Source organism: Enterobacter sp. BNK-13, assembly GCF_048685015.1.
Lineage (GTDB): Bacteria > Pseudomonadota > Gammaproteobacteria > Enterobacterales > Enterobacteriaceae > Enterobacter > Enterobacter quasiroggenkampii.
Genome location: NZ_JBLQTP010000001.1, coordinates 2,494,780 through 2,507,245, shown reverse-complemented (window position 1 = coordinate 2,507,245; position 12,466 = coordinate 2,494,780). Strand labels below are relative to the sequence as shown.

Annotated in this window: 12 protein-coding genes; 8 read left to right on the top strand and 4 right to left on the bottom strand. The window is 55.8% G+C overall.

Annotated elements, in window-relative coordinates; genetic code table 11:
• Positions 1-10: 10 nt before the first annotated feature.
• From ACMGGQ_RS12125 to ruvB, 4 genes are all read left to right on the top strand, one after another.
• Positions 11-751, top strand: a complete 741-nt coding sequence (locus tag ACMGGQ_RS12125; RefSeq protein WP_008500447.1) for a YebC/PmpR family DNA-binding transcriptional regulator — start codon at positions 11-13, stop codon at positions 749-751.
• Between the two features lie 34 nt (positions 752-785).
• Positions 786-1,307 carry a crossover junction endodeoxyribonuclease RuvC gene (ruvC, locus tag ACMGGQ_RS12120; RefSeq protein WP_003859749.1) on the top strand — a complete coding sequence of 174 codons (522 nt, stop codon included), beginning with the start codon at positions 786-788 and terminating at the stop codon, positions 1,305-1,307.
• 80 nt (positions 1,308-1,387) lie between these two features.
• Positions 1,388-2,002: a Holliday junction branch migration protein RuvA gene (gene ruvA / locus ACMGGQ_RS12115; protein WP_023617042.1), complete on the top strand. Its 615-nt coding sequence runs from the start codon at positions 1,388-1,390 to the stop codon at positions 2,000-2,002.
• Positions 2,003-2,010: 8 nt separating this feature from the next.
• Positions 2,011-3,021 carry a Holliday junction branch migration DNA helicase RuvB gene (gene ruvB / locus ACMGGQ_RS12110; RefSeq protein WP_008500449.1) on the top strand — a complete coding sequence of 337 codons (1,011 nt, stop codon included), beginning with the start codon at positions 2,011-2,013 and terminating at the stop codon, positions 3,019-3,021.
• Positions 3,022-3,073: 52 nt separating this feature from the next.
• On the opposite strand, the gene znuB is transcribed toward ruvB, so the two are convergent.
• Both znuB and znuC read right to left on the bottom strand, forming a co-directional pair.
• Positions 3,074-3,859, bottom strand: coding sequence for a zinc ABC transporter permease subunit ZnuB (gene znuB, locus ACMGGQ_RS12105; protein ID WP_048029424.1), 786 nt, complete (start codon positions 3,857-3,859; stop codon positions 3,074-3,076).
• On the bottom strand, positions 3,856-4,611 hold the full coding sequence (znuC, locus tag ACMGGQ_RS12100) for a zinc ABC transporter ATP-binding protein ZnuC (RefSeq protein ID WP_048029425.1): 756 nt from the start codon (positions 4,609-4,611) through the stop codon (positions 3,856-3,858). The genes znuB and znuC overlap by 4 nt, the downstream gene beginning before the upstream one ends.
• 77 nt (positions 4,612-4,688) lie before the next feature.
• On the opposite strand from znuC, the gene znuA reads away from it, so the two are divergent.
• From znuA to lpxM, 3 genes are all read left to right on the top strand, one after another.
• On the top strand, positions 4,689-5,633 hold the full coding sequence (gene znuA, locus ACMGGQ_RS12095) for a zinc ABC transporter substrate-binding protein ZnuA (RefSeq protein WP_045908280.1): 945 nt from the start codon (positions 4,689-4,691) through the stop codon (positions 5,631-5,633).
• A gap of 15 nt (positions 5,634-5,648) precedes the next feature.
• The gene (mepM, locus tag ACMGGQ_RS12090) at positions 5,649-6,968 is read left to right on the top strand and encodes a murein DD-endopeptidase MepM (RefSeq protein ID WP_048029426.1); all 1,320 of its coding nucleotides are present in this window, start codon (positions 5,649-5,651) and stop codon (positions 6,966-6,968) included.
• A 121-nt stretch (positions 6,969-7,089) separates the two neighbouring features.
• Positions 7,090-8,061 (top strand): lauroyl-Kdo(2)-lipid IV(A) myristoyltransferase, encoded by a 972-nt coding sequence (gene lpxM / locus ACMGGQ_RS12085; protein WP_111966403.1) that lies wholly within the window; start codon positions 7,090-7,092, stop codon positions 8,059-8,061.
• Between the two features lie 45 nt (positions 8,062-8,106).
• Here the strand turns inward: lpxM and pyk are convergent, their stop codons facing one another.
• On the bottom strand, positions 8,107-9,549 hold the full coding sequence (pyk, locus tag ACMGGQ_RS12080; RefSeq protein WP_008500455.1) for a pyruvate kinase: 1,443 nt from the start codon (positions 9,547-9,549) through the stop codon (positions 8,107-8,109).
• A 140-nt stretch (positions 9,550-9,689) separates the two neighbouring features.
• A complete protein-coding gene (locus ACMGGQ_RS12075; RefSeq protein ID WP_023312229.1) occupies positions 9,690-10,559 on the bottom strand; it encodes a MurR/RpiR family transcriptional regulator in 870 nt (289 codons plus the stop codon).
• A gap of 356 nt (positions 10,560-10,915) precedes the next feature.
• Here ACMGGQ_RS12075 and zwf point away from each other — a divergent pair, with 356 nt between their 5' ends.
• Entirely contained in the window at positions 10,916-12,391 is a 1,476-nt protein-coding gene (gene zwf / locus ACMGGQ_RS12070) for a glucose-6-phosphate dehydrogenase (RefSeq protein ID WP_023312228.1), read from the top strand.
• The last annotated feature ends 75 nt before the right edge of the window (positions 12,392-12,466 follow it).

Below are 12,466 nucleotides of genomic sequence, written 5' to 3'. Positions count from 1 at the left end.
AGAACTTTTTATGGCAGGTCATAGTAAGTGGGCCAACACCAAACACCGCAAAGCGGCACAGGATGCCAAGCGCGGTAAGATCTTTACCAAAATCATTCGCGAGCTGGTGACGGCAGCGCGTCTGGGCGGCGGTGACCCGGCTTCTAACCCGCGTCTGCGCGCGGCGGTGGATAAAGCGCTGTCCAACAACATGACGCGTGACACCCTGAACCGTGCTATCGCACGTGGCGTGGGCGGCGATGAAGACGCGAACATGGAAACCATCATCTATGAAGGTTACGGTCCTGGCGGTACGGCGGTAATGGTTGAGTGCCTGTCCGACAACCGTAACCGTACCGTTGCGGAAGTGCGCCACGCATTCACCAAAACCGGTGGCAACCTGGGCACTGACGGTTCCGTTGCATACCTGTTCAGCAAAAAAGGCGTCATCTCTTTCGAGAAAGGCGACGAAGATGCGATCATGGAAGCTGCGCTGGAAGCCGGTGCGGAAGACGTGGTGACCTTTGACGACGGTGCTATCGACGTTTACACCGCGTGGGAAGAGATGGGTGCCGTGCGCGATGCGCTGGAAGCGGCTGGCCTGAAAGCGGACAACGCGGAAGTCTCCATGATCCCGTCCACCAAAGCGGACATGGATGCGGAAACTGCACCAAAACTGCTGCGTCTGATCGACATGCTCGAAGACTGCGACGACGTACAGGAAGTGTACCACAACGGTGAAATCTCTGATGAGGTTGCAGCGACTCTCTGATGAGAGCGTGTAGATCCGTTACAGGAGACGCGTGATGTCGATTATTCTCGGGATTGACCCAGGCTCACGCGTCACCGGGTATGGCGTTATCCGTCAGGTGGGACGCCAGTTAACCTACCTCGGCAGCGGCTGTATTCGCACCAAAGTGGACGATCTGCCGTCGCGCCTGAAGCTCATTTATGCGGGCGTGTCGGAGATCATCACCCAGTTTCAGCCGGACTATTTCGCCATCGAGCAAGTCTTTATGGCGAAAAACGCCGATTCGGCGCTAAAGCTCGGCCAGGCGCGCGGAGTGGCCATCGTGGCTGCGGTAAACCAGGATTTGCCGGTATTTGAATACGCGGCACGTCAGGTCAAGCAGACGGTGGTGGGCATCGGTAGCGCGGAGAAAAGTCAGGTGCAGCACATGGTGCGTACCCTGCTGAAGCTCCCTGCAAACCCGCAGGCTGACGCCGCGGATGCGCTGGCGATTGCAATTACCCACTGTCACGTCAGCCAGAACGCGATGCAAATGAGCGAGTCGCGGCTCAATCTGGCGCGAGGCAGGTTACGATAATGACAAATCAGGCTGGATGTTTATCCAGCCTTTTTTTATTATGTCGGCAGTTAATTTCTTCCAGAACGCAGGAGCGTCACGTGATAGGCAGACTCAGAGGCATCATCATTGAAAAACAACCCCCGTTAGTGCTGCTGGAAGTGGGTGGCGTGGGCTATGAAGTCCATATGCCGATGACCTGCTTCTACGAGCTGCCGGACGCGGGCAAAGAGGCGATTGTCTTTACTCAGTTTGTGGTGCGTGAAGATGCTCAGCTGCTGTACGGCTTCAACAACAAACAGGAACGCACGCTGTTCCGCGAGCTGATTAAAACCAACGGCGTCGGGCCAAAGTTGGCGCTGGCGATCTTATCCGGCATGTCCGCGCCACAGTTTGTGAATGCCGTTGAGCGTGAAGATCCTGCTGCGTTGATTAAGCTTCCGGGCATCGGCAAGAAAACCGCAGAGCGCCTGATTGTCGAGATGAAAGACCGCTTCAAAGGCCTGCATGGCGATCTCTTCACGCCGGCGGCCGATCTGGTGCTGACCTCCCCAGGCGCGCCTGCGACGGATGATGACGCCGAGCAGGAAGCGGTTGCCGCGCTGGTGGCGCTAGGCTATAAACCTCAGGAGGCCAGCCGCATGGTAAGTAAAATTGCCAAACCGGATGCCAGCAGTGAAACCCTGATTCGTGAAGCGCTGCGCGCTGCATTGTGAGGTAAAGGATGATTGAAGCAGACCGCCTGGTTTCGGCAGGCACTGTTCAGGCAGAGGATGTGGTGGATCGCGCGATTCGCCCAAAACTGCTTGATGAGTACATTGGCCAGCCGCAGGTTCGTTCCCAGATGGAGATTTTTATCCAGGCGGCAAAGCTGCGCGGCGATGCGCTCGATCACCTGCTGATTTTTGGCCCTCCGGGGTTGGGCAAAACCACGCTGGCGAATATCGTCGCTAATGAAATGGGCGTTAACCTGCGCACCACCTCCGGTCCGGTGCTGGAGAAGGCGGGCGATTTGGCGGCCATGCTGACCAACCTCGAACCGCATGACGTGCTGTTTATCGATGAGATCCACCGTCTGTCACCGGTGGTGGAAGAAGTGCTCTATCCGGCGATGGAAGATTATCAGCTGGATATCATGATTGGTGAAGGTCCGGCTGCGCGTTCCATCAAAATCGATCTGCCGCCGTTTACTCTGATTGGCGCAACGACGCGAGCCGGGTCGTTGACCTCTCCACTGCGCGACCGTTTCGGGATCGTGCAGCGTCTGGAGTTTTACCAGGTGGCCGACCTCCAGCACATCGTTGGCCGCAGCGCCCGCTATATGGGGCTGGAGATGAGCGAAGAGGGGGCGTTTGAAGTGGCGAAACGGTCCCGTGGTACGCCGCGTATCGCCAACCGCCTGCTGCGCCGCGTGCGTGACTTTGCTGAGGTGAAGCACAACGGTTCGATCTCCGCAGAGATCGCCGCGCAGGCGCTGGATATGCTTAACGTCGATGCCGAAGGTTTTGACTACATGGACCGCAAGCTGCTGCTGGCGGTGCTGGACAAGTTCTTTGGTGGCCCGGTCGGGCTGGATAACCTGGCGGCGGCAATCGGGGAAGAGCGTGAGACGATTGAAGATGTGCTGGAGCCGTATCTGATCCAGCAGGGCTTCCTGCAGCGCACACCGCGTGGACGTATGGCGACGGTGCGGGCGTGGAATCATTTCGGCATTACGCCACCGGCAATGCCGTAAGCAGCGATAATTTGTAGCCCCGGTAAGCGAAGCGCCACCGGGGACATGTCCACTACTGCGCGGTCTTCTTCATCATACTGAAGATAAACAGCACCGCCGCACTCAGCACCACGGACGGCCCGGCAGGCGTGTCATAGAACGCCGAGAAGGTGAGTCCACCCGTTACCGCAATCATTCCGACAATCACGGCCACACCGGCCATCTGCTCCGGCGTACGGGCAAAACGACGCGCCGTAGCCGCAGGGATGATCAGCAGTGACGTAATAATCAGCGCGCCGACAAACTTCATTGCTACGCCTATGGTTAACGCCGTTACCAGCATCAGCAGCAGCTTAACGCGCTGCAGCTTCACGCCGTCGACAAACGCCAGGTCCGGGCTGACGGTCATGGCCAGCAGGTTACGCCACTGCCAGAGCAGAATGCCGAGCACCACCACAACGCCAATCGCGATAGCGATGAGATCGTCTGGCGTGACGGCCAGCAGGTCACCGAACAGGTAAGCCATCAGATCCACGCGGATATTCGACATCAGGCTGACCACCACCAGGCCCAGCGACAGGGCACTGTGCGCCATGATGCCAAGCAGGGTATCGATGGCGAGGTGAGGGCGCTTTTCCAGCCAGACCAGACCGGCCGCCAGCAGCAGCGTGACCACAATCACCGCGTAGAACGGGTTGACGTTCAGCAGCAGGCCAAAAGCCACGCCCAGCAGGGACGCGTGCGCCAGGGTATCACCGAAGTAAGACATTCTGCGCCACACCACAAACGAGCCGAGCGGGCCCGCGGCGCAGGCAAGCATAATCCCGGCCAGCCAGCCGGGCAGTAACAGTTCAATCATGAGTGTCCATTTCCCCGACGCAGAACGATTCGTCCCTGCAAATCATGGCGATGATTATGATGATGGCGATAGATGCCGAGCTGTTCAGCGCCGCGAGGGCCGAACATGGAAATAAATTCCGGATGCATGGAGACCACTTCAGGCGTGCCGGAGCAGCAGATATGGTGGTTAAGACACAGCACTTCGTCAGTCTTTGCCATCACCAGATGCAGGTCGTGGGATACCATCAGCACCGCGCAGTTCAGTTCCCGGCGCAGCTGGTCAATGAGGTCGTATAGCGCGACCTGGCCGTTGACGTCTACGCCCTGCGTCGGCTCATCCAGTACCAGCAGCTGCGGGCTGCTGAGCAACGCGCGGGCAAGTAAAACGCGCTGCGTTTCTCCGCCGGACAGTTTTTGCAGCGGCGCATCGACAAGATGGCCCGCCTGCACGCGCTTCAGCGCCGGGAGAATATCGGCTTTACGCGTGCCGGGACGCAGGCGCAGGAAACGGCTCACCGTCAGCGGCAGCGTGGCGTCGAGGTGCAGTTTTTGCGGCACATAGCCGATGCGCAATTTTTCCTCGCGCGTGATCACGCCTTCATCGGGTGCGACCAGACCCAGCACCACCCGCACCAGAGTGGATTTGCCTGCGCCATTGGGGCCGAGCAGCGTCAGAATTTTGCCGGGCTTCAGATCGAGCGACACGTCAGAGAGGACGCGGCGCTGGCCAAATGAGACCGAAATATTTTCAAGGGAAACCAATGTCGTCATGTCATTTTAAGCTTGAAGAAGTCAACGAATGTTATAATATCACATTCCACGCATTCACTACGATGATTAGTCGCATTATGTTACATAAAAATACGCTTCTTTTCGCAGCATTATCCGCTGCCCTTTGGGGTACAACCGCACAAGATGTTAACGCTGCGGTTGTCGCTTCGCTTAAACCACTCGGGTTCATCGCGTCAGCCATTGCTGACGGGGTAACAGAAACCCAGGTTCTGCTCCCGGATGGTGCATCGGAGCATGATTATTCCCTGCGCCCTTCCGATGTAAAACGCTTACAAAACGCGGACTTAGTTGTCTGGATCGGTCCGGAAATGGAAGCGTTTATGCAGAAGTCAGCAAAACAGGTGGCGGGTGAAAAACAGGTCGCGATTGCCGACCTCCCCGGCGTGAAACCGTTACTCATGAAAGGGGCGGATGACGACGGCGACGAACATGACCATCATGCTGCCGACGGTGAAAAAGGTGATGGAGATCACCATCACGGCGAGTACAACATGCATCTTTGGTTATCCCCAGAGATAGCGCGGCTTTCAGCGGTTGCAATCCATGACAAATTAGTGGAACTTATGCCGCAAAGTCGAGCCAAACTAGACGCCAACCTGAAAGATTTTGAGGCACAATTAGCCGCAACCGATAAGCAGGTTGGTAATGAGCTCGCACCGTTGAAAGGAAAAGGGTATTTCGTTTTTCATGACGCCTACGGCTATTACGAAAAACACTACGGTTTGACCCCGCTGGGTCATTTTACCGTCAACCCTGAAATTCAACCTGGTGCGCAGCGTTTACATGAAATCAGAACACAGCTGGTTGAGCAAAAAGCGACATGCGTTTTTGCTGAGCCACAGTTCAGGCCAGCGGTCGTAGAAGCCGTGGCCAGGGGGACATCCGTGCGCATGGGGACCCTTGACCCGCTAGGAACGAATATCCAGTTGAGCAAAGCGAGCTATTCGCAGTTCCTCAGCCAACTGGCGAACCAGTATGCGAGCTGCCTGAAAGGAGATTAACGAGGAAGTGAATACGTGCAACAGATAGCCCGCTCTGTCGCCCTGGCATTTAACAATCTGCCTCGACCCCACCGCGTCATGCTGGGGTCGCTTACAGTACTCACCTTAGCGGTCGCCGTCTGGCGGCCCTATGTTTACCACCCGAGTTCTGCCCCTATTATCAAAACCATCGAGCTTGAAAAGAGCGAAATCCGTTCTTTGCTGCCTGAAGCCAGTGAGCCTATCGACCAGTCGGCTCAGGAAGATGAAGCAATTCCACAGGATGAACTGGACGATAAAACCGAGAACGAAGCGGGTATTCACGAATATGTTGTTTCTACCGGGGACACGCTGAGCAGCGTGCTGAACCAGTACGGCATCGACATGGGGAATATCAGCCAGCTGGCGGCGGCAGATAAAGATCTTCGCAACCTGAAAATTGGGCAACAGCTCTCCTGGACGTTAACGGCCGATGGCGATCTGCAGCGTCTGACCTGGGAAATGTCCCGCCGCGAAACCCGCACCTACGATCGCACGGCAACGGGCTTTAAAATGACCAGCGAAATGCAGAAGGGCGACTGGGTTAACAGCGTTCTGAAAGGCACCGTGGGGGCAAGCTTTGTTTCCAGCGCGCGTGATGCAGGGTTGACCAGCGCTGAAATCAGTTCGGTGATCAAAGCCATGCAGTGGCAGATGGATTTCCGCAAACTGAAGAAGGGCGATGAGTTCTCCGTTCTGATGTCCCGCGAAATGCTGGACGGCAAGCGCGAGCAAAGCCAGCTGCTGGGCGTGCGTCTGCGCTCCGAGGGCAAAGATTACTACGCGATCCGTGCCGAAGACGGTAAGTTCTACGACCGCAGCGGCACGGGCCTTGCAAAAGGCTTCCTGCGCTTCCCGACGGCTAAACAGTTCCGCGTCTCCTCCAACTTTAACCCGCGTCGTCTGAACCCGGTAACCGGGCGTGTCGCACCGCACCGTGGCGTTGACTTTGCCATGCCGCAGGGCACACCGGTTCTGGCGGTAGGGGATGGTGAAGTGGTGGTGGCCAAACGTAGCGGTGCAGCCGGGTATTACGTCGCGGTACGTCATGGCCGTACGTATACGACCCGCTACATGCACCTGCGTAAGCTGCTGGTTAAACCGGGCCAGAAGGTGAAACGTGGCGATCGTATTGCGATCTCTGGTAATACCGGACGCTCTACCGGCCCGCACCTGCACTATGAAGTGTGGATTAACCAACAGGCAGTGAACCCGCTGACGGCGAAACTGCCGCGCACCGAAGGCCTGACAGGTAAAGATCGTACTGATTATCTGGCGCAGGTGAAAGAGGTGTTGCCGCAGCTGAGCTTAGACTAAGCCCTCTGTTTTTGTTAAAAAAGCCGGCGCACACTGACGCCGGCTTTTTCTTTTGTGCGCGGACGACTGCCTCGCTACACTATCTGAATAATTTTTTGCGTCATCAGACCCTGGATCCAGCATGGAAACCCAAAAAAACAATATTGAATACATTCCTGAGTTTGAAAAATCCTTTCGTCATCCGCGCAACTGGGGCGCCTGGCTTGGCGTTTATGCCTTTGCGGGGATAGCGATGCTGCCGGCTTCCGTCCGCGATCCTGTCCTGGGTAAAATTGGCCGTCTGGCCGGGCGTTTTGGCAAGAGTGCCCGCCGTCGCGCGCAGATCAACCTCTATTACTGTTTTCCGGAAAAGAGTGACGCCGAGCGCGAGGCAATCATTGATGAGATGTATACCACCGCACCACAGGCCATGGCGATGATGGCGGAGCTGGCGCTGAAAGGGCCCGATAAAATTGTCGATCGCGTTGACTGGAAAGGGCTGGAAATCATCGAGGAGATGCGTCGTAATGACGAGAAAGTCATTTTCCTTGTCCCACACGGCTGGGGCGTTGATATTCCGGCGATGCTGATGGCCTCTCAGGGCCAGAAGATGGCGGCAATGTTCCACAATCAGGGCAATAAGATCTTCGATTTTGTCTGGAATACGGTGCGTCGTCGTTTTGGCGGACGCCTGCATGCTCGTAACGATGGCATTAAGCCCTTCATTCAGTCGGTACGTCAGGGGTACTGGGGCTACTATCTGCCGGATCAGGACCACGGCCCCGAGCACAGCGAGTTTGTCGATTTCTTTGCGACTTATAAAGCGACGCTCCCCGCGATTGGTCGCCTGATGAAAGTTTGTCGTGCCCGGGTGATCCCGCTGTTCCCGGTCTATGACGGCAAAACGCATCGTCTGAGCATTGAGGTTCGTCCGCCGATGGACGATCTGCTCACCGCCGATGACCACACCATTGCGCGTCGGATGAACGAAGAGGTGGAGATTCTGGTGGGACCGCATGCCGAACAGTACACCTGGATTTTGAAGCTGCTTAAAACGCGCAAACCGGGCGAAACAGAGCCGTATAAACGCAAAGATCTGTATCCAACGAAATAAAAAAAGCCCTCTCCATCTGGAGAGGGCTTTTTAACAGAGACGTTATTACTCGACGGTCATAACGCGGGTGGTGTTGGTTGAGCCGATGGTGCTCATCACATCGCCCTGGGTCACAATGACGATATCACCGGACACCAGATAGCCTTTGTCGCGCAGCAGGTTTACGGCATCGTGCGCGGCGGCCACGCCGTCATTGGTGCTGTCGAAGTGAACCGGCGTCACGCCGCGGTAGAGCGCCGTCAGGTTCAGCGTACGTTCGTGACGGGACATGGCGAAGATTGGCAGACCCGAGCTGATACGCGAGGTCATCAGCGCGGTGCGGCCAGATTCGGTCATGGTGATGATCGCGGTAACGCCCTTAAGATGGTTTGCCGCATACATTGCCGACATCGCAATCGCTTCTTCCACGTTGTCGAACTGCACGTCCAGACGGTGTTTAGAGACGTTGATGCTAGGGATCTTTTCAGCGCCCAGGCAGACGCGCGCCATGGCGGCCACGGTTTCTGCCGGATACTGGCCCGCTGCGGTTTCTGCGGAGAGCATCACCGCATCGGTTCCGTCCAGCACGGCGTTTGCCACGTCCATGACTTCGGCACGGGTTGGCATCGGGTTAGTGATCATCGATTCCATCATCTGAGTCGCGGTGATCACCGCGCGGTTCAGCTGACGTGCGCGACGAATCAGGGCTTTCTGAATACCGACCAGCTCAGGGTCGCCGATTTCCACACCCAGGTCGCCGCGCGCAACCATCACCACGTCAGACGCGAGGATCACGTCGTCCATGGCATCCTGATCGCAAACGGCTTCCGCACGCTCAACTTTGGCGACGATTTTGGCATCGCAGCCTGCATCGCGTGCCAGGCGACGCGCATAGTTCAGATCTTCGCCGCAGCGCGGGAAGGAGACAGCCAGGTAATCAACGCCGATCAGCGCAGCCGTCACGATGTCCGCTTTGTCTTTATCGGTGAGCGCCTCTGCAGAGAGGCCGCCGCCCAGTTTGTTGATGCCTTTATTGTTGGAGAGCGGGCCGCCGACGGTAACTTCGGTGAACACTTTCATGCCCTGAACTTCCAGCACTTTCAGCTGTACGCGGCCGTCATCAAGCAGCAGGATATCGCCAGGTACGACGTCAGCCGGGAGGCCTTTATAGTCGATACCGACTTTTTCTTTATCGCCTTCGCCTTTGCCCAGGTTGGCATCCAGCAGAAATTTGTCGCCGATATTGAGGAAAACTTTCCCCTCTTTAAAGGTGGAGACACGAATTTTTGGACCCTGCAAATCGCCGAGGATAGCAACGTGGCGGCCCAGTTTTGCTGCGATTTCACGCACTTTATCGGCACGTAATTTATGGTCTTCTGGCGTACCGTGAGAGAAGTTCATACGCACCACGTTGGCACCGGCGGCGATAATTTTTTCGAGATTATTATCGCGATCGGTGGCCGGGCCTAAGGTGGTTACGATCTTGGTTCTGCGAAGCCTTCTGGACATGTAATACTCCGTTGACTGAAACAACTTTGGTGTTGCGTGAACATTGAATCGGCCTTCATCTGCTGCAAGGCAGCGGCGAGGGGACCGAATGCCGTAAATCGTTACATCGTCATTATTCGTGACGTATTCGTTATCAACTATCAGGGAACATCGCTCTTTATAAGCAATTCTTTATCAAAACGCGATTCCTTCAGCGCTTCCTTGACCCGCTTCAAGTTATCCCGGAATTTTGCCCCCCGACGTAAGGTAAAACCGGTCGCGAGCACGTCAATCACGGTAAGCTGGGCCAGGCGGGAGACCATCGGCATATAAATGTCGGTATCTTCCGGCACGTCGAGGGTGATCGCCAGCGTTGCCTCACGCGCCAGCGGCGTGCCTGCCGTTGTGAGGGCAATCACCATGGCATCGTTTTCACGGGCCAGCTGCGCCAGCTCAACCTGACTCTTGGTGCGGCCGGTATGCGAAATCAGTACCACGACGTCATCTTCACTGCAATTCATACAGCTCATGCGTTGCAGGACAATGTCATCGGAATAAATCACCGGGACGTTAAAGCGGAAAAATTTGTTCATGGCGTCATGCGCGACGGCTGCCGACGACCCGAGCCCAAAGAACGCAATTCGCTTGGCCTGGGTGAGTAAATCCACCGCGCGATTCACGGAGCTCATGTCCAGTGACTGACGGACGTGGTCGAGCGAAGCCATGGCCGACTCAAAAATTTTCGCGGTATAGGCATCAACGCTGTCGTCTTCATCCACATTACGATTAACATAAGGGGTGCCGTTAGCCAGACTTTGCGCCAGATGCAGTTTAAAATCAGGAAAGCCGCGCGTTTCCAGGCTGCGGCAAAAGCGATTGACCGTGGGTTCGCTAACACCCGCTTCCTGTGCCAGAGCGGCGATGCTTGAATGAATCGCCTGAGCGGGAGAGGCGAGAATGACCTCGGCCACTTTTCGCTCGGATTTGCTAAGGTGTTCCAGTTGAAACTGGATTTTTTCCAGCATGTTCATGTTAACAGGATGCTCATGGGTGTAAACGATTTCATAAATTGATGAAATCGTGATTCGATTTAGCCGATATTACCCTTGTGGCTTCCATTAAGGGTAACAATCGACAAGATAATGTTGTTGTTTTTTTTCATTACTTGATCGGTGTCGGGTTTTGCTATGACCCTGTTGCGCAAAGAAACGACGGTTGTTGCGTCATTAAGCCGTCGAAATCATCCGAAGGGTGAAAAATCGCGGTATCGCACGCGACGATAAGCGCTAATGGTTTCGGGAATGACGTAAAAGCAGTACAGTGCATTGTAATAAAATTACAACGATACCTGGCAGAAGTACCAGGTGATCCAACTGAGGAGAATGACATGGCGGTAACGCAAACAGCCCAGGCATGTGACCTGGTCATTTTCGGCGCGAAAGGCGATCTTGCACGCCGAAAATTGCTGCCTTCCCTGTATCAACTGGAGAAAGCGGGCCAAATTCATCCGGATACCCGTATCCTGGGTGTAGGGCGCGCCGACTGGGACAAGGACGCTTATACCAAAGTTGTCCGCGAGGCGCTCGAAACTTTCATGAAGGAAAAAATTGATGAAAGTTTGTGGGATACCCTGAGTGGACGTCTCGATTTCTGCAACCTGGACGTTAATGACGTCAGCGCGTTTACCCGCTTAGGCGCGATGCTGGATCAGAAAAACCGTGTCACGATTAACTATTTCGCCATGCCGCCAAGCACCTTCGGCGCCATCTGCAAAGGCCTGGGCGAAGCCAAACTGAACGCCAAACCGGCGCGCGTCGTGATGGAGAAGCCGCTGGGTACGTCGCTGGCAACCTCGCGTGAAATCAACGACCAGGTGGGCGAGTTCTTTGAAGAGTGCCAGGTCTACCGTATCGACCACTATCTCGGTAAAGAGACGGTACTGAACCTGCTGGCCCTGCGTTTCGCTAACTCCCTGTTTGTGAATAACTGGGACAACCGCACTATCGACCACGTGGAAATCACCGTGGCAGAAGAGGTGGGTATTGAAGGCCGCTGGGGTTACTTTGACCAGGCCGGCCAGATGCGCGACATGATCCAGAACCACCTGCTGCAGATTCTGTGCATGATTGCCATGTCTCCACCGTCTGACCTGACGGCGGACAGCATTCGTGACGCAAAAGTGAAAGTGCTGAAATCGCTGCGTCGCATCGACCGCTCCAACGTGCGTGAGAAGACCGTTCGCGGCCAGTACACCGCCGGGTTTGCGCAGGGCAAAAAAGTGCCGGGGTACCTGGAAGAAGAGGGCGCGAACAAGTCCAGCAACACCGAGACGTTCGTGGCGATCCGCGTGGATATCGACGACTGGCGCTGGGCGGGTGTTCCGTTCTACCTGCGCACCGGTAAGCGTCTGCCTGCGAAATGTTCCGAAGTGGTTGTCTACTTTAAGAACCCGGAACTGAACCTGTTCAAAGAGTCCTGGCAGGAACTGCCGCAGAACAAGCTGACCATTCGTCTGCAGCCGGATGAGGGCGTGGATATCCAGATCCTGAACAAAGTGCCGGGCCTGGATCATAAACACAACCTGCAGACCACCAAGCTGGATCTGAGCTACTCCGAAACCTTCAACCAGACGCACCTGGCCGATGCGTACGAGCGTCTGCTGCTGGAAACCATGCGCGGTATTCAGGCGTTGTTCGTACGTCGCGATGAAGTGGAAGAGGCGTGGAAATGGGTCGACTCCATCACCGAAGCCTGGGCTGCCGATCAGGATGCGCCAAAACCGTATCAGGCGGGTACCTGGGGACCTGTCGCGTCGGTGGCGATGATCACCCGCGATGGCCGCTCCTGGAATGAGTTTGAGTAAGATAATCCGCTAGCCCGAAAGTGTTATTTTACCGGTAACATGATCTAACACAGCTCGTGGCACAATTTTCAACTT